Origin of the sequence: Amycolatopsis taiwanensis DSM 45107, from assembly GCF_000519205.1 — a bacterium.
GTDB lineage: Bacteria > Actinomycetota > Actinomycetes > Mycobacteriales > Pseudonocardiaceae > Amycolatopsis_E > Amycolatopsis_E taiwanensis.
Genome location: NZ_JAFB01000003.1, coordinates 286077 through 311973 on the forward strand (window position 1 = coordinate 286077; position 25897 = coordinate 311973).

At 70.7% G+C, this 25897-nt stretch carries 25 protein-coding genes; 6 read left to right on the plus strand and 19 right to left on the minus strand.

Annotation, left to right across the window (positions count from 1 at the left end; genetic code table 11):
* Positions 1-109: 109 nt before the first annotated feature.
* Entirely contained in the window at positions 110-598 is a 489-nt protein-coding gene (bldD, locus tag A3CU_RS0101320; RefSeq protein WP_020422358.1) for a transcriptional regulator BldD, read from the plus strand.
* 45 nt (positions 599-643) lie between these two features.
* Here bldD and nusB read toward each other — a convergent pair whose 3' ends face one another.
* The 3 genes from nusB to A3CU_RS0101335 form a co-directional block, all read right to left on the minus strand.
* Positions 644-1060: a transcription antitermination factor NusB gene (nusB, locus tag A3CU_RS43010; protein ID WP_052371393.1), complete on the minus strand. Its 417-nt coding sequence runs from the start codon at positions 1058-1060 to the stop codon at positions 644-646.
* A gap of 104 nt (positions 1061-1164) precedes the next feature.
* Positions 1165-1728: an elongation factor P gene (efp, locus tag A3CU_RS0101330; protein ID WP_027940736.1), complete on the minus strand. Its 564-nt coding sequence runs from the start codon at positions 1726-1728 to the stop codon at positions 1165-1167.
* 40 nt (positions 1729-1768) lie between these two features.
* The gene (locus A3CU_RS0101335; protein ID WP_027940737.1) at positions 1769-2866 is read right to left on the minus strand and encodes a M24 family metallopeptidase; all 1098 of its coding nucleotides are present in this window, start codon (positions 2864-2866) and stop codon (positions 1769-1771) included.
* Positions 2867-3382: 516 nt separating this feature from the next.
* On the opposite strand from A3CU_RS0101335, the gene A3CU_RS0101350 reads away from it, so the two are divergent.
* Positions 3383-3805: a B-4DMT family transporter gene (locus tag A3CU_RS0101350; protein WP_169739576.1), complete on the plus strand. Its 423-nt coding sequence runs from the start codon at positions 3383-3385 to the stop codon at positions 3803-3805.
* On the opposite strand, the gene A3CU_RS43015 is transcribed toward A3CU_RS0101350, so the two are convergent.
* Both A3CU_RS43015 and A3CU_RS0101360 read right to left on the minus strand, forming a co-directional pair.
* Entirely contained in the window at positions 3791-4840 is a 1050-nt protein-coding gene (locus A3CU_RS43015) for a hypothetical protein (RefSeq protein ID WP_052371354.1), read from the minus strand. The two genes, A3CU_RS0101350 and A3CU_RS43015, sit on opposite strands and share 15 nt — an antisense overlap.
* Before the next feature lie 77 nt (positions 4841-4917).
* Positions 4918-10635, minus strand: a complete 5718-nt coding sequence (locus tag A3CU_RS0101360; protein WP_043840465.1) for a WD40 domain-containing protein — start codon at positions 10633-10635, stop codon at positions 4918-4920.
* Between the two features lie 143 nt (positions 10636-10778).
* On the opposite strand from A3CU_RS0101360, the gene A3CU_RS0101365 reads away from it, so the two are divergent.
* Positions 10779-11993 carry an ArsB/NhaD family transporter gene (locus tag A3CU_RS0101365; protein ID WP_027940740.1) on the plus strand — a complete coding sequence of 405 codons (1215 nt, stop codon included), beginning with the start codon at positions 10779-10781 and terminating at the stop codon, positions 11991-11993.
* On the opposite strand, the gene A3CU_RS0101370 is transcribed toward A3CU_RS0101365, so the two are convergent.
* The 12 genes from A3CU_RS0101370 to A3CU_RS0101425 all read right to left on the minus strand — a co-directional run bounded on the left by A3CU_RS0101370 (position 11982) and on the right by A3CU_RS0101425 (position 22321).
* On the minus strand, positions 11982-12893 hold the full coding sequence (locus A3CU_RS0101370; protein ID WP_211246306.1) for an inositol monophosphatase family protein: 912 nt from the start codon (positions 12891-12893) through the stop codon (positions 11982-11984). The two genes, A3CU_RS0101365 and A3CU_RS0101370, sit on opposite strands and share 12 nt — an antisense overlap.
* A complete protein-coding gene (locus tag A3CU_RS43020; protein WP_052371395.1) occupies positions 12872-13555 on the minus strand; it encodes a hypothetical protein in 684 nt (227 codons plus the stop codon). Before A3CU_RS43020 ends, A3CU_RS0101370 begins: the two co-directional genes overlap by 22 nt.
* Before the next feature lie 8 nt (positions 13556-13563).
* Positions 13564-14457, minus strand: a complete 894-nt coding sequence (locus A3CU_RS0101380) for a hypothetical protein (protein ID WP_027940742.1) — start codon at positions 14455-14457, stop codon at positions 13564-13566.
* Between the two features lie 109 nt (positions 14458-14566).
* Positions 14567-16078 carry a glycoside hydrolase family protein gene (locus A3CU_RS0101385; RefSeq protein ID WP_245616840.1) on the minus strand — a complete coding sequence of 504 codons (1512 nt, stop codon included), beginning with the start codon at positions 16076-16078 and terminating at the stop codon, positions 14567-14569.
* 247 nt (positions 16079-16325) lie between these two features.
* Positions 16326-16757 carry a type II 3-dehydroquinate dehydratase gene (aroQ, locus tag A3CU_RS0101390; RefSeq protein WP_027940744.1) on the minus strand — a complete coding sequence of 144 codons (432 nt, stop codon included), beginning with the start codon at positions 16755-16757 and terminating at the stop codon, positions 16326-16328.
* Positions 16754-17899, minus strand: a complete 1146-nt coding sequence (gene aroB / locus A3CU_RS0101395) for a 3-dehydroquinate synthase (RefSeq protein WP_052371355.1) — start codon at positions 17897-17899, stop codon at positions 16754-16756. Before aroB ends, aroQ begins: the two co-directional genes overlap by 4 nt.
* Positions 17896-18405, minus strand: coding sequence for a shikimate kinase (locus tag A3CU_RS0101400; RefSeq protein ID WP_027940746.1), 510 nt, complete (start codon positions 18403-18405; stop codon positions 17896-17898). The genes aroB and A3CU_RS0101400 overlap by 4 nt, the downstream gene beginning before the upstream one ends.
* A gap of 92 nt (positions 18406-18497) precedes the next feature.
* On the minus strand, positions 18498-19685 hold the full coding sequence (gene aroC / locus A3CU_RS0101405; RefSeq protein ID WP_027940747.1) for a chorismate synthase: 1188 nt from the start codon (positions 19683-19685) through the stop codon (positions 18498-18500).
* 188 nt (positions 19686-19873) lie between these two features.
* Positions 19874-20518 (minus strand): prepilin peptidase, encoded by a 645-nt coding sequence (locus tag A3CU_RS0101410; protein ID WP_027940748.1) that lies wholly within the window; start codon positions 20516-20518, stop codon positions 19874-19876.
* A gap of 179 nt (positions 20519-20697) precedes the next feature.
* Entirely contained in the window at positions 20698-21336 is a 639-nt protein-coding gene (locus A3CU_RS0101415; RefSeq protein WP_027940749.1) for an anti-sigma factor family protein, read from the minus strand.
* A complete protein-coding gene (locus A3CU_RS0101420) occupies positions 21333-21869 on the minus strand; it encodes a sigma-70 family RNA polymerase sigma factor (protein ID WP_281174073.1) in 537 nt (178 codons plus the stop codon). The genes A3CU_RS0101415 and A3CU_RS0101420 overlap by 4 nt, the downstream gene beginning before the upstream one ends.
* Before the next feature lie 50 nt (positions 21870-21919).
* A complete protein-coding gene (locus A3CU_RS0101425) occupies positions 21920-22321 on the minus strand; it encodes a hypothetical protein (protein ID WP_027940751.1) in 402 nt (133 codons plus the stop codon).
* A 117-nt stretch (positions 22322-22438) separates the two neighbouring features.
* Between A3CU_RS0101425 and A3CU_RS0101430 the strand changes: the two genes are divergently transcribed.
* Positions 22439-22879: a QcrA and Rieske domain-containing protein gene (locus A3CU_RS0101430; protein WP_027940752.1), complete on the plus strand. Its 441-nt coding sequence runs from the start codon at positions 22439-22441 to the stop codon at positions 22877-22879.
* A 33-nt stretch (positions 22880-22912) separates the two neighbouring features.
* Here the strand turns inward: A3CU_RS0101430 and A3CU_RS0101435 are convergent, their stop codons facing one another.
* Both A3CU_RS0101435 and A3CU_RS0101440 read right to left on the minus strand, forming a co-directional pair.
* Positions 22913-23365 (minus strand): PTS sugar transporter subunit IIA, encoded by a 453-nt coding sequence (locus A3CU_RS0101435; RefSeq protein ID WP_027940753.1) that lies wholly within the window; start codon positions 23363-23365, stop codon positions 22913-22915.
* Positions 23362-23598, minus strand: a complete 237-nt coding sequence (locus A3CU_RS0101440) for a PTS sugar transporter subunit IIB (protein WP_027940754.1) — start codon at positions 23596-23598, stop codon at positions 23362-23364. Before A3CU_RS0101440 ends, A3CU_RS0101435 begins: the two co-directional genes overlap by 4 nt.
* A gap of 172 nt (positions 23599-23770) precedes the next feature.
* Between A3CU_RS0101440 and A3CU_RS0101445 the strand changes: the two genes are divergently transcribed.
* Both A3CU_RS0101445 and A3CU_RS0101450 read left to right on the plus strand, forming a co-directional pair.
* Positions 23771-24544: a GntR family transcriptional regulator gene (locus A3CU_RS0101445; protein ID WP_027940755.1), complete on the plus strand. Its 774-nt coding sequence runs from the start codon at positions 23771-23773 to the stop codon at positions 24542-24544.
* Complete coding sequence (locus A3CU_RS0101450; RefSeq protein ID WP_027940756.1) at positions 24541-25761, plus strand: PTS transporter subunit EIIC; 1221 nt, start codon at positions 24541-24543, stop codon at positions 25759-25761. The genes A3CU_RS0101445 and A3CU_RS0101450 overlap by 4 nt, the downstream gene beginning before the upstream one ends.
* The last annotated feature ends 136 nt before the right edge of the window (positions 25762-25897 follow it).

The window sequence follows — 25897 nt, forward strand, 5'->3', positions numbered from 1 at the left end:
CCTTTGCTTGACCTGGTGACGACAATGCGTAACCATTACTCTGAGTATTCAGCTTAGCAGTCCCCCGGCGGTCCTCGACCGACTGGGCGAGGAAACGGAGAACCACCAGATGGGCGATTACGCCAAAGCGCTCGGCGCCAAACTCCGCGGGATCCGCCAGCAGCAGGGACTGTCCCTGCACGGGGTCGAGCAGAAGTCGGGCGGACGCTGGAAGGCCGTCGTGGTCGGTTCGTACGAACGCGGCGACCGGGCGGTGACCGTTCAGAAACTGGCCGAACTGGCGGATTTCTACGGCGTACCCGTGGTCGAACTGCTGCCCGAGGGGCGGGTCCCCTCCGGCGCCGAGCCGGCCACCAAGATCGTGATCAACCTGGAGCGGTTGCAGCAGTTGCCGGCCGAGAAGGTCGGGCCGCTGGCCCGGTATGCGGCAACCATCCAGAGCCAGCGCGGCGACTACAACGGCAAGGTGCTGTCCATCCGCACCGAGGACCTGCGCTCGCTGGCGATCATCTACGACATGACCCCCGGCGAGCTCACCGAGCAGCTGATCGACTGGGGCGTCCTGCCGCCCGAGGCACGTCCCGCCAAGGAAGACTGATCACCCACCGCGGGATGGGGTTCCCGCCCTGTCCCGCGGCGGGGGTCACAGCACGGCGCGCAGCCGGTCGGCGATGGTACCGATGCGGCCCAGCACGCCGTTGACGAAACGCGGCGAGTCGTCGGTGGACAGCTCCCTGGCCAGGCCGACCGCCTCGTCGATGGCCACCGGGTCCGGCACGTCGGCGGCCCAGAGCAGCTCGTAGACGCCCACCCGCAGCACGGCCAGGTCGACCGGCGGCATGCGTTCCAGGGTCCAGCCCTGGGCGTGCTCCGACAGGAGTTCGTCGATCCGCTCGCGGTGTGCCGCCACGCCTTCGATCAGGCTGATCGTGTAGTCCCCGACGGGATCGACCTCGGTCCGGCCGACCCGCTCCGCGACCAGGCTCACCGGGTCGGCGGACCGCTGGGCGGCCTCGTAGAGGATCTCCACCGCGCGCCTGCGCAAAGCGCGGCGGCCCAGCGAGCCGCCGCGCTTCGGGGCACGGTGCTCGGTCTTGCGCCCACCGGCCGGCCGGGTGGGCTCCCCCGCCCGGTCGCCGTGGTTTCCGGGCGTGCCCTCGGAACTCAACTGGATACCCTGCCCAGGTACCGGCCGTCGCGGGTGTCCACCTTGACCTTCTCGCCGGTGGACACGAACAACGGCACCTGGATCTCGGCGCCGGTCTCCAGGGTGGCCGGCTTGGTGCCGCCGGTGGACCGGTCGCCCTGCAGGCCCGGGTCGGTGTGCTGGATGACCAGCTCGACCGAGGTGGGCAGCTCGACGTAGAGCGGCTCGCTCTCGTGCGTGGCGACCTGCACCTCGGTGTTCTCCAGGAGGAAGTTCGCCGACTCGCCGATGATGTCCCGGCCGACGGTGATCTGGTCGTAGGTCTCGCCGTCCATGAACACGAAGTCCGTGCCGTCGTTGTACAGGTAGGTCATGGTGCGGCGGTCGACGGTGGCGGTGTCCACCTTGGTGCCGGCGTTGAACGTCCTGTCCACCACCTTGCCGGAGAGCACGTGCTTGAGGGTGGTGCGCACGAAGGCGCCACCCTTGCCCGGCTTGACGTGCTGGAAGTTCACGACGGACCACAGCTGGCCGTCCAGGTTCAGCACCATGCCGTTCTTCAGGTCGTTGGTGGTGGCCACGGTTGTCCAGTTCTCCCGTAGTTGTCGTTCGCGGGCCGCGCTAGACGGCCACGAGTTCCTTGCTGCTCAGAGTGAGGATTTCGGGTGCGGATTCCCGCACGACCAGCGTGTCCTCGATGCGGACGCCACCGCGGCCGGCGAGGTAGACGCCTGGCTCCACGGTAACGGTCATACCGACGGAGAGTGTACCGGCGGCGTTGTACGCCAGGCGGGGCGCCTCGTGGATCTGCAACCCCACTCCGTGCCCGAGGGGGTGGGAGAACTCCTCACCGTGACCCGCCTGCTCGATCACCTGCCGCGCCGCCTTGTCGATCTCGGCCAGGTCACCGGCCGGCAGCACCGCCGCGACACCGCTGGCCTGCGCCTGGTGCACCAGCTCGTAAAGCTCTCGCTGCCAGTCCGCCGGCCGGCCGATCACCACGGTCCTGGTCATGTCGGAGTGATAGCCGTCCACGGTCGCCCCGAAGTCCAGCTTGACGAACTCACCCGGCCCCAGGACCTTGCCGGTGGGCGCGTGGTGCGGAATCGCCGAGTTGGCCCCCGCGGCCACGATCGAGTCGAAGGACGGGCCGGTGGAACCGTGGTCGAGCATCAGATTTTCCAGCTCGCGCGCCACCTCGCGCTCGGTGCGGCCGGGCCGGATCCCGCCGCGCTCCAGCAGATCGGCCAGCGCGCGGTCGGCCGCCGCGCAGGCCGCCCGCAGCGCGGAGATCTCGGTCTCGTCCTTGACCATCCGCAGCCGCTCGACCCGGCCCGGTGTGCGCGCGAGTTCGATCCCGCCGGCGATCGCGGCGTAGGTGTGGTAGCTCTCGACGCTCACGTGGTGGCTCTCGAAGCCCACGCGGCGGTAGCTTCCCACCTGCCCGGCGGCGCGTTTGAGTAGCGCGGCAGCGCTTTCGCGGTCCGTCACGCGTTCCAGGTCGGGCACCTCGGCGGCGGATTGGGTGGTGTAGCGGCCGTCGGTGCAGAAGACGGTGCGTTGCTCGTCTTCTGCATGCAGCAACAGGGCCGCGTTGGAACCGCTGAAACCCGTCAGGTAGCGGATGTTGACCAGGTCGGTGACGAGCAAGGCAGCTACGTCGGCTTCGCGGAGCTCGGCGCGCAGCGCATCGCGCCGGGCCAGCTGAAGTTCGGGCACCAAACCAGCTTAGGGCTTCGGCCACGACGCGGAACCCCGAGGCGGATGATCAAGCACGCACGCCGGGTGCGCACCAAGGTTGCTGCGCAGCTACGACGAAACTCTCGACGGCGGGCTCGTCCTGCCCCGGGGTCGGTCACGGCGCCAGGGCGAGGATTTCGTCGGTGTCATAGGCGAGGAAGCCGTCGAAGGGAACCGGTGTCGACAGTTCCGGCAAATTGTTTGTCCGTCTACAGCCAAGCCGAACTCGACACCGTAGCCGACGAACTCAACGACCGACCCCGCCAAACCCTCAACTGGCGCAATCCCACCGAAGTACTCGACAAACTCCTACTCGAAACTACCGGCGCACCCACCACTTGACATCGCCCAAGTATTCGGGGAAGGACATCTCCGGATGCGGTAAGCCCGGATTTTCGAGCTGATCCTCGCCCGGCCCGAGTCGATCCGGCCGCTTGGGCAACGGACTGGATGATCCGGCCATCGAGCGCCGGTGAGACCGGTTAGAGTGGCGCGATGCGGCCCTGGCTGACCCGAGCTCTCGGCATGGCACTGGCGCACGCGATCGCCGAAACCACGCTGGCGAAGGCGGCGGTGTACGAGCCGACCGGCCTGGCCGGCTACCGAATTCTGGCGATCGCGCTGCTCGTCGGCGCCGCGGCGTCGTGGGGCGCGATCGACGGCTGGCGCCGCCGCCCGGATCTCGGGCGGACCTGGCTGATCGCCGCGCTCGTCTCCGGCCCGGTGTCCGGGATCCTCTATGTGGTCGGCCGAGCCGTGTTCGTGGACCAGAGCGGGACCGGCGAACTGTGGCCGGCGCTGTCCGGCGGGGCCGCGTTCACCGCGCTGCTCGTCCTGATCCCGGCCGGGCTCGGCATGTTCGTCGGCCCTCGCCTGCAACCCCGGAAGGCGGCCGGCACGCCCTCAGCCGGCGAATGACCGAGCCGGCGTGCCGGTCAGGTTGTCGCCGGCTCCCCCGACGTAGGGGTCCCTGTCGTGAAGCGCTTTCTGGATGATGTCGGCGACGTCGGCGTCTTCGTAGTCGTCCGGCAGCGGGACGTTTCCCTGCTCGAACATCTTGCGCACCACCGGGATGCCGGGCTCACGGCCTAGCCTGATCCCACGCAGCGCGTCGTCGATCGGAACCTTGCGGGACTCGCCGAAGCTCGTCTTCAGTTCCACGTCCCAGCTGTTGTAGTGCGGCCGTCCCCGGTCGACGATCATCGCGGGGAACTGCGGCCCCCGCTGCGTGATGATCAGGCAGGTGGACGACAGGTCCCAGCGAAACGTCGACAGCGTCGACGACAGACCGACGTGGACGTCCAGCAGGTGGTCGTAGTTCTGCTTGTACCAGCAGGCGGCCAGGATCGTCGCGAACGACTCGATCTGGGTTCCCTTGCCGGTCCAGGTGAGGGCGTGGTCGTTGGCGTCCTCGGCGAGATTGCGGTAGAGCTCGGCATAACGCTCGCACAGGCCGGCGTCGGACGGGTCGATGATCTCCATCCGGATCGACAGGGTCCGGCTCTGCTCGTCCGCGGCTCGTGCGCAGGCCGGCAACGTGACCACCCGGGTGTGGGTGCCCGTGCCGCCCTTGAAGATCCAGCGGTCGGTTTCCGCGCGCGCCTTGGCCAGCGCCTCGGTAGCCTCGATCCCCGCGGCGATCCGCACCCCGGCCACCATCGACAGCCGTTCGGAGATCGTGCGATGCAGTTCGGCGTTCGAGGACGTGATCGAGCGGTGCAGATCCGCGTTCGAGGACAGCAGCGAGCGGTGCAGATCGGCATTCGACGTCTCCTGCCGCCACCGCTCCCGCAGCATCGCGAACGCGATCACGCCCAGGGTCAACGGGATGACCTTGGCGATCAGGTCGGACGGAACCAGGTCCACCACGCCCAGCACGCTGATGAAGATCGCGAGCAGCAGCGCGACCGCGCTTTCCGCATTGGTCTTGACCCAGGTCATGAACTGCCTCATCGACCCTCACTCCTCGACAGGTGACTGATCGTAAGACAACGCTCACCGTCGCGGGCCGAGAACGTGGGAAACAGTTTTCAGAACGGGACGTCGATGGGGAGGCGGCGGATGCCCGGCAGGCTGGCGTCCAGCTCACCGGTCTCGAACCGGCACATCCCGATCACGTGCCAGAACTGGCCGCCGGGATCGCCGTCGAGCTTGTACCGGCCGTCCGGGGCCAGCGCCGCCCACCCCTCCGGCAGGCCGAGCAGGGTCAGCCGGGCATGGGCCTCGCGCCCCGTCACCGACCACAGGCGCACGGTCCCGTCGTCACCGGCGCTGGCCAGCAGGTCGCCGGACGGGCTGAACTGGACGGACAGCACGTCCCGGTTGTGCCCGACGAGGGTATGCAGGTGCGCCCCGGTCTCCGGATCCCACAGGTGGATCACCAGGTCGTTGCCGGCGGTGGCGAGCAGGCCCCCGGACGGGCTGAACGCCAGCGTGCGCAGGCGGTCGATGTGCCGGGTGAGCACCTGCCGCACCCGCCCGGTCTCCAGGTCCCAGACCCGGGCCGTGGTGTCCCACGAGGCGCTGGCCAGCACGCCGTTGCCGAAGGCCACCGAGTACACCCGGTCGGTGTGCCCGGACAGGACACGCACCAGCCGGCCGGTGCCGGCCTCCCACAGCCGCACCTTCGAGTCGTCGCACCCGGTGGCGAGCCACTTCCCGTCCGGGCTGAACGCGATCGAGCGGACCCGGCCGTGGTGGTCGGCCAGCGTCTGCAGGAGCCGCCCGGTGATCCGGTACCAGATCCGGACCGTGTCGTCGTCGTTCGCGGTCGCCAGCTCGTCGCCGGACGGGCTGAACGCCACCGTCCACACCGGCGCGGACTCCACGTTGAGATGCCGCTCGTAGCCCCCGGTGTCCACGTTGAACAGGTTGATCCGGCCGTCGTTGGTGACCGTGGCCAGCCGGGGCGCGGCCGGGCTGAACGCGGTGTCCTCCACGGTGAGCAGGCGGTCCGGCGAGCCGAACAGCTCTTCCACCTGCCGGCCGGTGACCGGGTCCCACAGCCGCGCGACACCGTCGTTGCCGGTGGTGGCCAGCAGGGAGCCGTCGGCGGAGAACCGCACCCCGGTGACCCGCCGTCCATGCCCGGTCAGGGTGTGCCGGCACTGGCCGGTCTCCGGGTCCCACAGGCGCGTGGTGAACTGGTCGTCGCCGATCGCGAGTTGCCCGCCGTCGGGCCGGAACGCGAACGGCCACACCGAGCCGAGGTGGCCGGTCAGCCGGTGCCGGACCTGGCCGGTCTCGCCGTCCCACAGGATGACCGTGCCCGCGCTGTCGCCGGTGGCCACCAGAGCGCCGGAGGGACTGAAGGTGACCCAGTAGATCGCCGCCGGGTGCCCTGCCAGAATCCGCGCGCACTGCTTTTCGTCCAGGTCCCAGACCCGGACTCCGCCGTCGGTGTCGCCGCTGACCAGCCGTCGCCCCGCCGGATGGAAGGCCAGCGTGTAGACCCCGCCGGTGTGCCCCGGCAGGTCGGCCAGTCCGCGGCCGGTCCGCGGGTCCCAGAGCCGGACCGCCCCGTCCTGGCCCCCGGTGGCCAGCAGGTCCCCGGACGGGCTGAACGCCACCCGGTACACCGAGCCCTCCGCACCGGTCAGTTCGCCCAGCGACGCGCCGCTCGCGGTGTCCCACAACCGGACGCTGCCGTCGGAGTACGAGGTCGCCAGCTTCTCGCCGTGGAACGCCATGCTGAAGATGAAGCCACGCCCGCCGGGCAGCTCGTGGCGGAGCCGACCGCTCGGCAGGTCCCACAGCCGCAGCACGCCGTCGGCGTCGCCGGTGGCCAGCCGTTCGCCCGACGGGTCGAGCACCACCGGCCACGGCCACTCGTGGTGCCCCTCCAAGATCAGCAGTGGGTCGCCGGTGGCCGCGTCCCACACCCGCACGTTGCCGTCGGCGGACCCGGTGACCAGGAAGTTCTCGCCGTAGGTGACGGAATACACGCGGTCCCGGTGGCCCTGCAGGGTCCGCAGGGGCAGGCCGCTCGCGGTGTCGCAGATCAGCACCCCGCCGTCGTCGCTGCCGATCGCCAGCGTGCCGCCGTCCGGACTGTAGGCGAGTACCTGCGGCAGCCGGCCGAACTCCGCGTGAAAGCCGTGCCGCACGCCGATCGACGACGGGGCCAGCTCCGTGTCCACCTGCTGCCCGGGCGCGATCGCCGCCCCGTGCAGCTCGCGGGCGTCCGGAAGGCCAGTCGCGGCGATGAGGGCGGCGCGGCGCCAGCGGGCCCCGGTCACCGCCGCACCGGTCAGGTCGGCCCCGCGCAACCGGGCTCCGGTCAGGTCGGCGCCGCGCAGGTCCGCCCCGGCCAGCTGTGCCTCGTCCAGTCGCGCCCGGACCAGGCAGGCGTCGCGCAGCACGGCACGGGTCAGGTTGGTCCCGACCAGCCGGGCCCGGCTCAGGTCGGCGCCGGTGAGGTCGACCTCCTGCAGATCGCGGTAGGACAGGTCCTCGCCCTGCAGCGAAGCGCCCCGCAGATCGGCGCTGGCCGGGGTGCGCAGGCGGGTGGTCACCTTGATCGCGTTGGTCCGGGCCGCGTCGCTCGCTCGCCGGTCGGCCAGCACGCCATCGGCCCACGCCTGGCACGCCCGGGTATCCGCGATGTCGCACAGGAAATCGATGGTCAGCTGCGAAAGCGGCCGCCGGGCGAGCTCCCGCGGCGCCGTGACACCGCTGAAGAACTGGCCCGCGATGGCGTTGGCCACCAGCCATTCCATCACCGAAACGTGGATGAACCCGAAGAGCCCGTCGTCGGTGCGCACGAGCAGGCTGCCCGCGCCGACCGCGTGCGCGGTCTGCGACCGCGAAAGGCGCCCACCGGCCAGGCCGGACAGCGTGTCCGCGACCTCGTGCAGCTCGGCGAGACCGATGAAGGACTCGCCGGCCTCCCACAGCCGCAGCGCCAGCGTGGTCACCGCCAGCCAGAGATCGTCCAGATCGAGACCGTGCACCGAACCGGGTCCGCCTTCGGCGCGGCGTGCCTCGAACGTCAACCAGTTCTGGAGGATCTCGCGGTACAGGCCCGCCGCCGAGAGGGTGTGCCGGGCGCGCACCGCCGCCTGCACGCGTTCGGAGTCGAGGTCGGCGATGAAGCTCAGCATGCGCGGGTTCCGGGACAGGCCGAGCAAATCCTGGATACCGCTGATCAGCGCCAGCCTCGCCTCGGCCTTCTCCTCGTCACCTTCGTAGCGGTTGACCAGATAACTGCGGATCTGCTCGGGCGTGAAGTCCTCGATGCCGAAGATCCGCCGGTGCGGCATCAGCCCCACCCGTTCGCCGAGCGCGGTGAACACCTGGGCGTGCGACTTGAAATGCTGGGTGCGGCTGGCGATGATGATCTTCGCCTTGTCCCGCGCCGCCTGCAGCAGGGTATCCAGATGGTCCGCCGCGCGCTCGTAGGTGACCCGGGTGACCAGCTCGTCGAAACCGTCGAACAGCAGCACGATCCGGCCCTCGCGCAGCATGTAGTGCAGGGCCTTGAGGTCGATCAGCTCCTCGCCGTGGTTGGCCAGGTGCGCCGCGACCAGCCCGTCCACCGTGTGCGCCTTGTCCAGCTCGCGCAGCTCGATCAGCAGTGGGATCACCGCCGGCACGGTCTCGGCGATCCGCCGGGCCACCTCCCGCAGCACGAACGTCTTGCCCCGGCCGAAGTCGCCCAGCACCAGCACGAACCGCCCGTAATCGCCGGTGACCAGGCGCACCAGCTCGTCGGCGAGGTCGTCGCGCACGTCGTTGTCCGGGCGATCCAGCTCGCGGAACCGTTGCGGCACATAGAGATCCGGCGGGTAGCGGCGGTCGGTGCGCAGCCGCATGGTCTGCTCGGCGACGTACTCGTCCAGGTCGAGCAGGCCCTGGAACTCGGTGAAGCTGCGCAGCCGGACGCCCCGGCGCGCGGTCTCGTCCCGCAGGCTCCGGGCCGGTGCCGGGCCCTGGAACACGAGCTCGGAACCGGGCGGCGGATCATGCCGGAGGAAGTCGTCGACCACCTCCCGGGTCACCTCGCCGGCGTGCGCGCCGACCCGCCACTGGGCGGTGATGCGTTCGTTCTGGCGGGTCACGAGCAGGTGCGGCGGCTTCGCATCGATCCGCCGGATCTTGGCGTTCTCGTAACGGGCCGCGCAGACCTCGGCGACCCGGTCGAGGAGCCGGCCGTGCGGATCCGTCGCCGGGAGAAGCTCGGGTTCCGGCCCGGGCACCTGCCCGCCCAACTCGGCGACGCCGGTGGCGGGCGCGGTGAACGCGGCACCGACCGCCTGCCACTTCCGCGCCAGCCGCTCGGCCCGCTCCCCGACGCGGTCCTCCTGGACCGAGAACCGCCGCAGGCCCTCGGCCGTCACCTGGATGATCTCGTCGCGGCCGGGACCCGCGCCGGACACCGCGGGCAGGCCGGAGTCGAGGAAGTCGATACGCGTGCCACCGGGTCCGGGACCGTGCAACACCAGGTTGAGGCGGCCGCCGAGCAGGCGGTCGAGCAGGTCGGCATCGGCCAGCAGCACCGGGTCGGGGCCCGGCAGCCGCCCGCCGGGCGTGGGATCGTGGCAGAGCACGCCGAGGCGCAGCCAGCCCGAGCTCTCGAAGGGCCGCAGGCGTTCGGCGAACCACGCGGCCTGCGCCTCGCCGAGCTGGCCGTAGTCGTCCTCCGGGCGGTGGCTGGCCGCCATGGTCGAGTTCATGCCGGCGACGGCGACCCGCAGCTCGGGAATCGCGAACAACGTCCAGGGCTGGGCGATGTCGAACACCGGGCCGTCGAGTCCCTGGTAAAGCTCGCCGAACAGCTCGGCGAACTGCTCCAGCTTCGGGAAATAGGGCTCCTGCGGCTGCCGGTCCCGGGACTCGCACTGCAGGAAATACGCGTGGCAGGCGGCCTTCGACACGTCACGCCGGCCCGGCACGACGATCATCCGGTGCGGTTCCAGGCCGAGCAGGACGCGCAGCCCGGCGAGGAAGTTCAACGCCTCGTCCACCTGGGCGGGCCGGGCCGACTCGGTCAGGTCCCCGCTGACCACGATCAGGTCCGGTTCCGGCACGCCGGAGTCGGTGAGCCGGCTGACGTTGGCCCGGATGCGGGACTGCAGCTCGCTCGCGGTCAGCGGCTCCCCGGCGCCGACGGTGCCGCGCCCGAACCGGGGACCGGGCACGTGCAGCACGGTCACGCTGTCGCGCCCCGCCGGGGCAGACAGCCCGGCGGGCGGGTAGGCCGGCTCGGCCAGCGGCGTGCGGCGCGTGCGCGACGGCTCGGCGGCCGACGGCACTCGCGGCGGTTCGGGCAGCTGCGGCGAGCCGGTCGGGAACCCCGGCTCCACGGCGGGTTTCGCCCGGCCGTCGAGCGTCTCCCGCAGGCGGCCGAGCAGCGTCTGGCGCGCCGCGTGCTCCTCGGCGAGGCCGGCCAGGTCCACCCAGGTGATGGTGGCGAGCAGCCCGTCCACCGGGCAGTCCTCGATCCGGACGGTGACCAGCTTTCCCGGGTCGGTGCGCAGGGTCGCCTGCCATTCCAGCGTCCCGTACCGCGACTTGAGATAGTTGCGCGACAGCACCGCGACGACCACCGCGGCATCCCGGATCCCGCGGTGCATGAAGTCGATGAAGTTCGTGCCCGGCACGAAGTCCCACGCCTGGATCAGCGTGCGATGCCCGGCCGCCTCCAGCTGCCAGGCGATCCACGACGCCCAGCGTTCGTCGGCCGGCGAATAGCTGATGAAGAAATCGATCGGGCGTTCGGGATCCACCCGCTCCCCGTGCCCGACCATAGCGGCAGTATCGCCGCACTGGTGGACGATTGCCCATCGGCCATTCGGGTTGCGATCATGCGAGCGTGCTCTCTCGCCGAAGCCCGGGCGCGTCCGGTGACCTCGCTGAACGCGGCGGACCGCCACCCGGCAGACTCGCGCGCGTGACCACCGGAGTACGCCAGGCGCTGGCGAAACCGAGCGCGCTGACCTGGGTCAGGATCGGGCTGCTGGCCGCCGGGCTGCTGTGCGTGGCGACCGGGCTGCTGCCCAGGGACGAGGCGGCCGCCAACATGCGGCGGATCGCCCCCCTGCTGCTGTTCCTCGGCAGTGTCATCGTGCTCGCCAAGCTCGCCAGGCAGGCGCTGGTCTTCGACGTGATCGCCACCCGGGTGGCGATCTTCGGCCGGGGCAACTACCTGGTGCTGTTCGTGCTCTGCGTGGTGTTCGCGACCCTCACGACCGTGGTGCTCAACCTCGACACCACCGCGGTGCTGCTCACCCCGGTCTTCCTCGCACTGGCGCCGAGAGCACGGATCGCCGCGCTGCCGCTGGCCATGACCACCATCTGGCTGGCCAACACGGCGAGCCTGCTGCTGCCGGTGTCCAACCTGACGAACCTGCTGGCCGCCAACCGGGTCGCGCTCGCCGCACCCGATTTCGCCGCCCGCATGTGGGCGCCCCAGCTGGCCTCGCTCGCCGCCACCATGCTGTTCCTCTGGCTGTGTTACTGGCGGCGCGACCGGCGCGGTGAGGACCGCTACCTGCCCCCACCACCGGTCAAGCTCACCGAGCCGCGGCAGCGCGCGCTGCTGTGGATCAGCGGCGGCGCCTGCCTGCTGTTCATCGCGGCGATCCCGTTGATCCGCGACGAGATCGGTTACGCCGCCGCCGGCGCCGCGGCGGTCGTGGTCCTCGCGTACGCCTTCCTCGACCGCGAAAAGCTGCGGTGGCAGCTGATCCCGTGGGAGCTGCTGATCTTCGTGACCGGGCTGTTCCTGGTGGTGCCCACGCTCAGCCGGTTCGGGCTCAGCGAGGTCATGACCGCGCTGATCGGCACCGACGGCAGTGCGCTCGACGCGTTCCGCGCCGGTGCGGCGGGCGCCGGACTGTCCAACGTGGTCAACAACCTGCCCGCCTACACCGCGGGCGAGGCGGTGGTTCCGGCGGCGAACCACGACCAGCTGCTGGCCCTGCTGATCGGCACCAACGTCGGGCCGATCGTCACCCCGTGGGCGTCGCTGGCAACCCTGCTGTGCCTGGAATCCTGCCGGCACCACGGCCTGCGTGTATCGATGGGCCGGTTCATGCGCACCGGTCTCGGCCTGGCCGTGGTGGCGCTGGCCGCGAGCATCGCCGCGCTGTGGTCAACGCGGTAGCCCGGCGATGGTGATCCTCTCGGCGGAGCGAACCAGCTCCAGCAGGCCGGGAATGGCCTCCGGATGCCCCGCCACGAAGCTGCGGTCGTGGCCGAGGTCGATGCGCTCGTCGAACGGTTCGCCGTCGAAGCCGCACACCGAGATGCCGGCCTCGCGGGCGATCAGGCTCCCCGCCGGGAAATCGATCGCCTCGGCCCGGTAGCCGACGAAACCGTCGATGTCGCCCCTGGCCAGCATCACCCACGCCAGCAGCGGCGCCCACAGCTGCAGCACCCGGCGCGAACTCGACTCCAGCACCACCCGCAGGGCACGGGCCGCCTCGTTGTCCCGGCCGACCTCATAGCCCTGCGCCCAGGCCAGCACGGGATGTTCCGCCATCCGGTACCCGGGCCGGACCGTCCCGCCCGGTCCCCGCGTGCCGTGCCCGCCGATCGCCGACCAGCTCTCGCCGCGCACCGGATCGTGCACGACACCCAACACCGGCAGCCCATCGCGACACAGCGCCACACCGACCACGTAATTGCTCAGACCGATCGCGACGTTGTTCGTACCGTCCAACGGATCCACCAGCCACACCCACGAGTCGTCGGCCGCGTCCAGCAGGCCCGATTCCTCGGCGACGATCCGGTGCCGCGGGAAGGCGGCGCGGATCCGGTCCACGATGATCCGTTCGGCGGCCAGGTCGAGGTCGGTGACGATGTCCCCGGTCGCGCTCTTGGTGCGCACCCCCAGCGACCCGGTCACCCGGGCGAGAAGCAGCTGTCCCGCCTCTTCCACCGCCTCCACCGCGACCGATCTGGCCCGCTCCAGCTCGGCCAGATCCTCCGGACCGTCCTGATCGGACGGTGCCATCGCCCCGGTGCGGCGTGACCCCCGCGTCAGCGTTTCGTGCACCCGCATGGGTCCTCCGCTCGAGGTTGTCCGACCTGTCCGATCCGTTCGAGGACCACCGTGGCCGCGTGGGCCGTCTCGTGCCGGTCGCACAGCTGCCGCCTGACCCGATGTGTTCCAGTGTGCAGTCCACCGAGAGCGAGGTCCACCGCTCCCGGCCGGCCACTACCGAGCGCGACGGTCGCCGTCTCCCCTTCCGGTACGGTCTCATGAAACACGCCGGCCGGCAGCCCGTAAACGTCGCCCCGCTGGTGCACTTCGCTCACACTGCCGCCCCGGCGGACCAGCCGGCCGGTGCGCCTGATCTCGTCTCCCGCCGCGTCACTGCTGACCTCGCACAGCCGGTGCGTGGGCGCTTCCAGGTCGTCGGCCACGTCGACGAGTTCGTTGCGCAACCTTCCATAAAGGACATAGCTGACCAGGTCCCAGCTGTGTGCGTGCACCGTCGAGGTCGTTGCCTGGCCGGCGCGCAACTGCGCGCTCCACACGTGTACGCAGACGCCCCGCTCGCCCGCCCGTTCCAGCGGGAGGCACACGAAACCCAGCGGATGCCGGACCGCGCGGACGTCACTACGCCCGGCCGCCACTTCGCGCATCGTTTCGATCGTCCACTGTGGAACGTTCATGCCCGCCGCGGTTCCGGCCAGGGCCCCGTAAATCGTCTCGTACATGGCGCGGTTCACCAGTAGGGGTTCTTCGGTTGAATGGCCCGGCGCACGATGTCCGCGACGTCCCGGTCGGTGAACGATCCCGGCAACTCCAGGTCAAGCACGGCGAACAGCTTGCGCGCCTCCTCCACCGACGGCTCGTCGGACAGCTGCAGGTCCCTGGCCCGGCCGACGTCGATCTGCCGGGTCTGCTCGAAGCTCGCCATCAGCTCCCGGCTGTAGGCGCGGTAGTGCGGCTTGCCCTTCTCGAACAGCAGCGCCGGCGCGGCCGGATCCTCCTGAGTCATGATCACCCAGCTTGACGAGATGTCCCACCGGAAGGTGGTCATCACCTTCGACAGCCCCACTTCGATCTTGAGGAAGGTGAACCGCTGCCGGTACCAGCAGGCCGCCAGGATCGTCGCGAACGCCTCCTTGCGAGTGCGGTCGAGAGTCCACGTGTCACCGGTGCGGTCCGGGCCCGGCGTCAGCGAAAGGCGGTATTGGGAGTATTCGTGACACAGCGCCTGGTCTGCGGGGTCGATGATCTCCACCTGCACGCGCAACGGACGCTTGGCGCGCCGCGCGTTTTCCACGCATTCCGGCAGCGTCACCGCCCTCAGGTAGGTTCCGGTGCCGCCCTTGAACATCCACTGCTCGGTCTCGTGGTGCGCGTCCGCGTGCACGCGGCCGACCTCCGGGCCGGTGACCAACCGGACCGCAGTGGTCTGGGCCAAGGCGCGGGCGGCGAACCAGCGGTCCCGCAGCAGGGTCGTCGCGAGCAGCGCGAGGGTCAGCAGGATGGCGGCGTTGACCTGTTCGGTGCCGAACACGTCCAGCACGCCGAGCAGCGCGACCACCGCCGCGATCACCAGGGCAAGAAAACCGTCGGCGTTGCCCCTCAACCACGCCACGAGCCGTGCCATTGACCGCATCTTTCGGTAGCCGGTTTTCGTCCGAGGGTAACAAGAAGATCCCACGACGGAGAAGAAAAGACGGGCTTTCAGTGTTTCACGGCGGTTTTCACCGCGGTTTTCACAGCGCTGGGCCCATCGGGTAACCGAGCCATTGAGCCGCGGTGATGGGTTCGACCGTCGAGCCGTTGAGCGCGACCACGTCGGCCGAGCCGACCGGCCACAGCCGGCCGTCGACGATCAGGCCGACCCCGTAGCCGGGAGCCTCGACCGCCGGGGTGCCCGAGGAGATGTGCCCGGCCACCGGAACCTCGTCGAGCACGTCGATCCGGCGGTCCAGCACTTTCCGGGCGAGCCGCTCGGCGACCGAACGGCGGTCGAACCGGACGAGCCTGCCCTCCACGACGAGATCCATCGTGCGCACCGGCGACGGCATCGCGAACCCGTTCAGCACGGCCAGCGCCTGCGCCCGCGTGGCACAACCACTCACTCCCGTGATGTCCACCCCGAAGTGGCGCAGGTCGGTCGGCGCGTTCGCCTGCCCGATCACGGTCGCGCGCAGGATGTCCACCGGCACCCGGCCGCACGGGTCGGCGACCGAGACCGGCGCGTGCCCGGCGGGTCCGCGCGCCAGGCCCGGGCCTTCCTCCCACGGACCGGGAACGACCACCGGGCGGTAGGGGGTGAAGGTGAAAGCGCGGTTGTAGAACGTGATCGTGGTGCCGTCCTGGGTCTCGTGCGCGATGGCGAAGGCGTTGAGCGCGTCGACCCACATCAGGTCCGCGCTGAACGCGTCCACGACGGACCGGGTGCGCGGGGTCGCGGTCGAGGGCACGGGGGTGAAACCGTTGTCCCCCAAGGACTGCACGCCGGTGGCGAACGCGGGATCCTTGGAGCGCACCAGAAACTGACCGGCACCGTTCCAGCCCGCGGCGCCGCCGGTGGTGTCGGTGAACATCAGGTAGAACCAGCCGTCGAGGTACACCACCGCCGGTTGTCCCGCGCCGTAAGTGTTGTCGCGGTGCACGTCCCCGGCTGGGGCGACGATCGGGTTCCCGCCGTCCGCACGCGTCCACGTGATGCCGTCGCGGCTGGTGGCCAGCCCGATCGAATTGCCCAGCGCGTGATCGCCGGCCGCCCCCGTGTAGTACAGGTAGTAGGTGCCGTCGACCCGGATGACCGACGGGTCACAGGTATGCTGGCCGTCGAAATGCCCGGGATTTCCGGACAACACGGCCACCGGGGCGGCCCCGCCGGGACCGGTGAACGGCCCGTCCAGGGCGGCCGACTCGCCGTAGAGGATGTCGTCGCCGGGTGGCGGGGCCGACGGGTACTGGCTGCACCACCACACTCGCGTCCGGTCGCCGTCGACCATCACCGTCGGGCCGTAGTTGTACGGGGCGCCGGGCGCGCCCGCCGCGACCACGCCGCCGCTGGCCCGGCCGGCGTCGGTGGTGAGTGGGATGTCCACCGGTTGCGGGGGAACCGGATCGCCACGATCGCCGCCGATGCCGCCGGCGTGGCCTGCTCCCTCCGCCTCGGGTAGCGCGTCACCAGAGCAGCCGGCGAGCCCGGCCACGGCGAGTACCGCCGTGAACAGGACACCGACCAGCCGCCACCGACCACCGCGCATCGCCAACCGTAGCCTCCGCTTTCCACACAGTCACTGGACAAACCACGGCCGATGGCCTGGACAGTCCAAAAGATCCGCTGCCCCGCTCGGGTGACAGCGGCGCCGGACATCGCTCACCGTAGCGGTCGCAGCGTCACAAAAACGTTTCCGTGACGGGCGCCATGCATGGAACGGGAGCCGCCGCCATGCGGCCACCCTGCGGGCGCGCGGCGGTCGCCCTGATCGCGGCGGCCGGGCCGGGAACCGCTCACGCCGCGTTGGACGCCAGCCACCGCACGGCCAGCGGGTACCCGTCGACGCCGAGGCCGGCGACAACCCCGGTCGCGACGTCCGAGAGGACGCTGTGGTGCCGGAAGGGCTCCCGCTTGTGGACGTTCGAGATGTGCAGCTCGATCAGCGGGGCGGTCAGCTGCGTCGCCGCGTCCCGCACCGCGATCGAGTAGTGCGTCCACGCGCCCGCGTTGAGGACGACGGGGTTTCCGCCGTCGGCCGCCTCGTGCAGCCACCCGACCAGCTCGCCTTCGTGGTCGGTCTGCCGGACCTCGACCTCGACGCCGAGTTGGGCGCCGGTCCGCACGCACAGTTCGGCGAGGTCGGCGTGCGTGGTGGAGCCGTAGACGGCCGGTTCGCGTTTACCCAGCCGGCCGAGGTTCGGCCCGTTGAACACGAAGATCTTCACAGCAGCACCGTCCCCGTGCCGGACGGCCCCTCGGCCGCCACCGCGGAGTAGGCCGCGGCCAGCAGGGCCGGGTCCGGGCCTTCCAGCCGGCCTGGCTTGGCCAGCCCGTCGAGCACCACGAACCGAAGGACCCCCGACCGGGTCTTCTTGTCGCTGCGCATGGTTTCCAGCAGTTGGGGCAGGGCGTCCGGGTCGTAGGTGGTCGGCAGGCCGAGTAGTTTCAGCACGGCGGCGTGCCGGTCCGCGGTGGCGTCGTCGAGCCGGCCGGCCAGCCGGGCCAGTTCCGCGGCGAACACCAGCCCCACGCTCACCGCGGCGCCGTGGCGCCACCGGTAGCGTTCGCGCCGCTCGATCGCATGCCCGAGGGTGTGCCCGTAGTTGAGGATCTCCCGCAGGTCCGACTCGCGCAGGTCGGCGGCGACCACGTCGGCCTTGACCTGGATCGAGCGCCGGACGAGTTCCCCGAGCACCGTGCCGGCGGGATCCACCGCGGCGGCCGGGTCGCGCTCGATCTCCTCGAGGATGCGCGGGTCGGCGATGAAGCCGGCCTTGACGACCTCGGCCATCCCGGCGATCAGCTCGTTGCGCGGCAGGGTCTCCAGGGTGGTCAGGTCGGCCAGCACCACGCTCGGCTCGTGGAACACGCCGACCAGGTTCTTGCCCGCGTCGGTGTTGATCCCGGTCTTGCCGCCGACCGCCGCGTCGACCATGCCCAGCAGGGTGGTGGGCACGTTCACCAGGCGGACGCCGCGCATCCAGGTGGCGGCCACGAACCCGGCGAGGTCGGTCACCGCGCCACCGCCGAGCCCGACCACCACGCCGCGCCGGTCGAGCCCGATCTGGCCGAGCACGTCCCAGCAGAAGCCGGCGACCCGCAGTGCCTTGCCATCCTCGGCGTCGGGGATCTCGACGCGATGCGCGTCCAGCCCGCGGCCGGCGAGCTCGCCACGGATCGCCTCGGCGGTCGTGGTGAGCGTCGGCGGATGGATCAGCGCGACCCGCGACGCGTCCCGGACCGCCTCGCCGAGCTCGTCCAGCAGCCCACGGCCGATCACCACGTCGTAGGGCCGCGCGGTCTTCACCGTGATCCGCACCGGCTCGGCCGCCGACTGGTCGCCGCGGCTCGGCACCGGGCCACTCATCGCGCTTTCTCCAACCTGTCGTCGAGTTCGTGCATGATCGCGGCCACGACCTCGTCCGGGCTGCGCTCGTCCGTGTCGATCTCGATCGTGGCCACCTCGCGGTAGACCGGCAGCCTGGCTTCCAGCAGCGATCGGTAGGTGGCGCGCGGGTTCACCCCGGCCAGCAGCGGCCGGGCCGTGGACAGGCCGACCCGCCGGAGCCCAGCCGCGAACCCCACGTTGAGGAACACGACCCGGTGCGCGCGCAGCCGTTCCCGGGTGCCGGGCCGGAGCACCGCTCCCCCGCCCACGGACAGCACGCCGTCGTGCTCGGCGAGCGCGGCCGCGATGACCTCCTCCTCGAGCCCGCGGAAGGCTTCTTCGCCGTCCTCGGCGAAGATGTCCGAAATGGACCGTCCGGCGCGGGCGACGATTTCCTCGTCGCTGTCCCGGAAGCTCACGCCGAGGCGCTCGGCCAGCAGCGAACCCACGGTGCTCTTGCCGGAACCGGGTGGTCCGGCGATCACCAGGCAGGACTTGGGGCGCACCGGCCCGTCCGCCCGTGGCCGCGGCCCAGCCGATTCCGCGGGGGCACCGGCGTCGTCGCCGGTCGGCTCGTTCACCACCGTTCCTCCAGCGCCTTCAGGTAGCCCTCGGCGTTGCGCTTCGACTCGGCCAGCGAGTCGCCGCCGAACTTCTCCAGCGCGGCGTCGGCGAGCACCAGGGCGACCACGGACTCCAGCACCACTCCGGCCCTCGGCACGGCGCACACGTCCGAGCGCTGGTGAATGGCCACCGCCGGCTCGCCCGTGGCGACGTCCACCGTCGCCAGCGCCCGGGGCACGGTCGAGATCGGCTTCATCGCCACCCGCGCCCGCAACGGCTCGCCGTTGGTGATGCCGCCTTCCAGGCCTCCGGCCCGGTTGGAACGGCGGGTGACCCCGGCCGGGCCGGAGCCGCGGTCGATCTCGTCGTGTGCCCGGCTCCCCCACCGCCGCGCGGTCGTGAAGCCGTCGCCGATCTCGACGCCCTTCATGGCCTGCACGCCCATCAGTCCCCCGGCCAGCCTGGAGTCGAGCCGCCGGTCCCAGTGCACGTGCGAGCCGAGCCCCGGTGGCAGCCCGTACGCGATCACCTCGATCACCCCGCCCACGGTGTCGCCGGCCTTCCGCACGGCGTCCACCTCGGCCACCATCGCCTCGGTGCTCTCCGGCCCGAACGCGCGGACCGGGCTTTCGTCGATCGCCGGGAGATCCTCGGGCCGCGGCAGCGGCCCGTCGGCCGCCGCCGCGCCGCCGATCGACACCACGTGGCTGAGAATCTCGATACCGAGGAGCTGGCGCAGGAACGCCCGCGCAACGGTGCCGAGCGCGGTGCGGGACGCGGTCTCCCGCGCACTGGCCCGTTCCAGGACCGGACGCGCCTCGTCGAAGCCGTACTTCTGCATACCGGGGAGGTCGGCGTGGCCGGGCCGAGGCCGGGTCAACGGCTCGTTCCGGGCGAGACCCGCGAGTTCGGCCGGGTCCACCGGGTCCGCGGCCATGACCTTCTCCCATTTGGGCCATTCCGCGTTGTCGATGTGCACCGCGATGGGCCCGCCCTGGGTGACACCGTGGCGGACCCCGCCGAGAAACTCGACGTGATCGGTCTCGAAGCCCATCCGCGGGCTGCGACCGAACCCGAGCCGCCTGCGCGCCAACTGCGCGCCCACCTCGGCGGTGGTGACCTCGACTCCGGCCACCATTCCTTCCAGCACGGCGGCCAAGGCCGGGCCGTGCGACTCACCAGCGGTCATCCAGCGCAACACTCAACGATCCTGTCACGCCACATCTCGGCGCCTTCAACTGCCCATACTCGCCTCGCGTGTTCCTCCGCGATCTTGCGCGCTACCTCCATCCGTCGACCGAGTACTCCGCAGGAAACCCGGTCAGGTCCTCACAGGAAACCTGGTCAGGTCCTTGAGAAGGGCCGCCGCCACCCTGACGTGCGAGCGGCTCAGGTCCAGCGGATCACCTCCGATCCGGCCCCGGGGAAGACCGTCACCAGCCAGGCGGCGCCCAGCAGTCCGGGCCCGTGCGGGACACCGTCGCGCCACCGGGGCCGGGTGGACAGCAGCACCGTGATGACCGCGGCGACGGCGGCCCCCACGAACACCGCGGGCCAGCCGACGGCACCGACGGCCATGCCAAGCGCGCCGGACAGCTTGACGTCGCCCGCGCCGAGTGATCGCCGAGACAAGACGTGCACCAGCAGGTGACAGCCGCCGAACACGAGCCCGGCCAGCAGGGCGCGCACAGCCAATCCGGAACCCGGCCCGGACAGGGCCGAGACCACGACCGCAACACCGAGCAGTGGGTAGGCCGGCAGCGTCAGGACATCCGGCAGGCGCCGATGCCGGAGATCCGCCACCGCCAGTGGCACCGCGAGCCCGGTGAGGACCAACGGCACGGGCAGCCACCACGACGGCCAGGCACCCGCGAGCCAGCGCCACCCCACGACAGCGGACAACGCGCCGGTGGCGGCCACCACCGGTGCGGCCGGAACCGGCGCGGGCGACCGCGCCCGGCGCAGTACCCGCCAGCCGAGCGCACCGACACCGGCACCGACGATCGCGAAAATGATGAGAAGTTCCTCGTTCACGAGAACCAGAATTCACCGCGGAAAGGCAGGCCGCAAGGATGGGGGCGAACGATGGGACCATTCGTGCGAAATCAGAATCGGAGATTACCCGAAAGGTATAACGCATCCGGTTCGTCGGCGACGAAAGGCTTGACCGGCAACGCGTTCCGCGTCGCCTGCCCTTCGTCGCCGGCACCGCCTCACGGGTTCCAGCGCAGTACCGTCCGGCCATTCTTGGTGCGGATCTCCAGGGCTTGGATCTGCCCCGGGGACAGGCTCGTGCCGATGGAGAGTTTCGCGGTCCGGTCGGGGTCGGCCCACCAGGTCGCCAACGGGGCCTCCGTGCCGTCCGCCCGCAGCGCCACCAGCAGGTAGTCCGCGCCCTGGGCGGCGCCGTGGTAGCTGCACGACATGGTGACCCTCGCGCCCGTTGGCATCGGTTCCACCGCGGCCACGGCCTGCACCGGGTAGGGCCCGAGCGGTGTCATCGCGGTGCCTGGCGGGCTCGCGTTCGAGGGCATCAGCACGGCGACCAGCGCCGCGGCCGCCGCCACGGAGGTGACCCAGCCCCCGGCCACGGCGAGTGCCCGGCGCCGCCGGGCTCGGCGGACCCGCGTAAGCGCCGACGGCAGCAGGTCCGCCGGTGCCTCCCGGTCGTCGAGCATTTCCGGCGTCACCCGCGACAACAGGCCCGGCAGGCCGGCCATCTCCTGCACCGCCCGGTCACATTCGGCGCACTCCTTCAGATGCTGCTCGAAGGCTTCCCTGTCCTCCGGCGAGAGCGCGCCGAGGACGTAGGCCGCGTCGAAGGTCTTGAAAGGATCGTCCGGCCTGCTCACTGGGTGACCCCCTTCTCCTCCAACGCGAGCCGCAGCGCCCGCAGCGCATAGTGCGTCCGTGACTTCACCGTGCCGGGTGCGATGCCCAGCCGCTGCGCCGCGTCGGCCACGGAATAGCCCTGGAAGAAGCACAGCACCAGCACTTCACGATGGGCCTGGGACAGTTCCGCCAGTGCCTCGGCGACCAGCCAGCCCTGCAACGCCCGCTCGGTATCGTCCGGCAACGGCCTTTCGGGCGGGGCGTCGGTGCTCACCTCGGAGCGAGCCGCCGCCGACCGCCACCCGTCGATGGCGATCCGGCGGGCCACGGTGAACAGCCAGGCCCGCGCCGACTGCTGGGACTGGTCCAGTGCCGGCAGGTTCCGCCAGGCACGCAGGAGGGTCTCCTGGACCACGTCTTCGGCACGGGTCCGGTCGCCGTTGGTCAGTCTCAGGGCATAGGAACAGAGCGCGGCCGCATGGTCGTCATGCAGCGCCCGCATCAGCTCGTCTTCCCCGGCGTCCCTCGTCCCTGTTTCTTCGCGATTTCGCACACGACCGCGGTCGCGGGGCGCGTGGTTGCCGCGAGTCGACACCGGTCTGTTCACACCCCGACAGTCTGCTTCGAACGAGCCTCCACCGACAGCAGCGCGATGCCGAAGACCACGCAACCAGCCTCCGTGACGACCGCCCACAACTCGGGCAGCCAGTTGGGTGACGACGGCGTGAACTCCTCCTGCACGCCGAAGAAGCCGCCCGCGCGCAGGGACAGCACGAACGCCACCATCGTCAACGCGCCGAACCCGATCGCCAGCAGCACCGGCAACCAGTGCCGCCAGGCCAGGATCGCGAACGCGATCACCACCCCCGACGCGGCGTTGACCAGGAACAACGGGCCGATCACGTCGACCTGGGAGAAGTACTGGAACTGCCACAGTTCATAGTGGATCCAGGCCGAACCGAGCAAGCCGAGAACCACCAGGGTGCGCAGGACCTTCGCAACCATCGCCTTTCGTCCCCCTCCTCTGGAAGGAACCTACGTCCCCTACACGGAGTGTCATCCGGCTCGGTTCAATGCCGGAACCCCTTGAACCCGAAGGGGGACAGTTTCGTGGGAAGGCGTATGAGTGATGAAACGACTACCCGCCGTATGGTCCTGACCACTGCTGTCGCCGCGGCCGGTGCCGCCGCCGGCACCGTCGCGCTCGCCGCCTGCGGCGATGGCGACGCCGGTTCTAAAGCCGCCGGGTCCCAACCCCCGTCCACCGCTCCCGGGACGGTGGTCGCCGCGCTGGCCGACGTCTCCGTGGGCCAGGCCAAGTCCGTCACGGTGAACGGCCACCCGGCGATCGTGACCCGGCGGTCCGACCACGACGCGGTCGCCTTCAGCGCGATCTGCACCCACGAGGGCTGCACCTTGGTGCCCAGCGGGGAAGATCTCAACTGTCCATGCCACCGCTCGCAGTTCAACGCGCTCACCGGCGCGGTCCAGCGGGGCCCGGCAAAGGCGCCGCTGTCCGCCATCCCGGTCAAGGTCGACAACGGGAAGATCGTCACCACGTGACTTCGTCACCGGTGGTGGCCCGCCTGTGCCGGGTCAGGTCCACACGAAGAGCGCCTCGCCGGTGGTCACCTCGCCCGCGGCCCGGAATCCGGACAGCATTCCGGGCTGCGCGTCGAGCGCGACCACCGGCACCACCGGTGAATATCCGGCCGCGCGCACCGCCTCCGGATCCCAGCCGATCAGCGGCTGCCCGGCGCGCACCGGCTCGCCCTTGACCACGTGCAGGGTGAAGCCATCGCCCTTCTGCTTCACCGTGTCGATGCCCAGATGCACCAGCACGCCCTTGCCGTCCTCGGTCGCGATGACAAAGGCGTGCGGATGGAGGGTGATCACCGTGCCGTCGACCGGGGCCACCGCGTCCTGCCGTCCGCCCGCGGGCTCGACCGCCAGCCCGGGGCCGACCATCGCCTCCGCGAACACCGGGTCGGGCACCTCGCTCATCGGCATCACCGTGCCCGCGATCGGGCTGGCCACCAGCAGGCTCACAGCAAGTCCTGAATGTCGCCGGCGATGGTGTCGGCCTCGGGCCCGACGATCACCTGGACCACCGAACCGACCTTCATCACGCCGTGGGCGCCGGCCCTTTTCAGCGCCGCCTCGTCGACCACCGAGCCGTCCTCCAGCTCGCAGCGCAGTCGCGTGATGCATCCCTCGATGTCGATGACGTTCTCCGCGCCGCCAAGCGCCGCGAGAATGCGTTCCGGCCTGTCGTCCGCCACGGCGGCCTCCTCATTTCTGGTTACGGGCACGAACCCGTAACGGCTGTTGACACCCCGGTGGGTCGCGGAGCATTCTGCCCCATCGAGAAATGGTCTAGACCGGAACGTACCAATCTCGGGCGTCCTGGGCGAGGGTGGGAAACCAAGCCGAGATCTGGGAGGAGGTGGCGAAGTGACCGCGTACCGCGCCACTCCCGGCGATGCCGACCGCGTTGTCGACGGCCCGGTGCCGAAACACGCTCAGCTCAGGGAAATCCTGCGCCGGGCAGTCGAGCGGGAGCTTCCGCCCGGCTCGCCGATCCCGTCCGAACGCGAACTCGCCACGCGCTATCGCGTGTCACGGCTGACCGTGCGCTCGGCGATCGGCCGGCTCGTCGACGAAGGGCTGCTCACCCGGGTCCGCGGGAAGGGCACCTTCACCGCGGCACAGCGCATGGAGTTGCAGCTGTACCTGATGTCGTTCACCGGTGACATGCGGCGGCGCGGACTGGTCCCGACCACCGAAGTGCTGCACAGCGGGGTCGAAAACCCGCCCCAGCAAACGGTGGACGCGCTCGGCCTGCGGGCCGGCGAGGCCGCCTACCGGCTGGTCCGGCTCCGGCTCGCCGACGGTGTCCCGCTGGCGGTCGAGCGTGGCTGGTACCACCCCGGGCAGGTGCCCGGGCTGCTCGAGGCGGACCTGACCCGGTCGCTCTACGAGCAACTCGCCCGCCACTACGGCATCCGGTTCACGCACGCCCGGCAAACCGTCTGGGCCGAGTCGGCCGACCGCGACACCGCGCGGCTGCTCGGCATCCGTGCCGGTGACCCGCTCCTGGTCTTCCACCGGGTCTCCGGCCATCGCGGCCGGCCCGTGGAGGACATGACGTCCTGGTACCGGGGGGACCGGTACCAGGTGACGACGCAGTTGGACCCAAGCCCGACCGAACAGGGAGGTATTCCGTGACGACAACCACGGCGGAAGGAACCCAAGGCAAAGGGCGGGGGCTTGCCGGGCTGCAACGCTTCGGCCGCAGCCTCATGCTGCCGATCGCCACCCTGCCCGCGGCCGGCCTGCTGAGCCGGCTCGGCCAGGAGGACCTGCTGGGGCGTTGGGACGCGACGAAGAAGGTCGCCGCCGTGCTCGCCGCCGCGGGTGGTGGCCTGTTCGACTGGCTGCCGCTGCTCTTCGCGGTCGGCATCGCGGTCGGCTTCGCCCGCCGGGGCGACGGGTCGACCGGCGTCGCCGCGGTCGTCGGCTTCGTCGTGTTCAACAAGGTCGTGCAGGTCTTCGCACCGATCAGCGAACTGGAGGGCTTCAAGGAAGGCTGGTACCTGCAGCCGATCAAATGGCCCTACAGCGTGCTCGGCGGGATCGTCGTCGGGCTGGTGACCGCGGCGCTGTGGCAGCGTTTCCACCGCGTCAAGCTGCCGCCGTACCTGGCCTTCTTCGGCGGGCGCCGGTTCGTGCCGATCATCAACTCCTTCGCGCTGCTGCTGCTCGGCGTGGTGTTCGGCCTGATCTTCCCGGCTGTCGACAGTGTGATGCAGCATCTCGGCAACGCGGTGACCAGCAACGATGTCGCCGGTGGCGGGGTATACGGGATGCTCAACCGGCTGCTCCTGCCGGTCGGTCTGCACCAGCTGATCAACGTGCCGGTGTGGTTCATCTTCAAGGGCGGCGACATCAACAACTTCTTCGCCGGCGACCCGCATGCGGGCTCGTTCACCACCGGCTTCTTCCCGATCTTCATGTTCGCGCTGCCCGCCGCGGCGCTGGCGATCTGGCGGACCGCGCGGCCGGAGCAGAAGAAGGTGGTCGGCGGCATCATGATCTCGGCGGCCCTGACCTCGTTCCTGACCGGCGTGACCGAACCGATCGAGTTCGCGTTCATGTTCGTCGCGTGGCCGCTGTACATCTTCCACGCGGTGTTCACCGGGGCGGCCCTGGCGCTGTGCAACGCGCTGGGCATCCATCTCGGGTTCTCCTTCTCGGCGGGCGCGATCGACTTCGCGCTCAACGCGGGAGCCGCCGCGGCCAGCAAGGCCTGGCTGCTGATCCCGATCGGGCTGGTCTATGCGGCGATCTACTACTTCGTCTTCACCTGGGTGATCAAGAAGTGGAACCTGCGTACTCCGGGCCGCGAGGACGAAGTCTCCGAAGGCGGGGACGTCCGGCCGTAGCAGGCTCGCCGGTCAGGGCCGCCGCACCCGCGCCGGTGCGGCGGCCCTGGGGCTTGCCGCCGGCCGGGGACTAGGCAGTGTCGTGCTGTGTCACCAAGTGTGCTCAACACACGTTCTGAATAACTCCGGCCTTGGC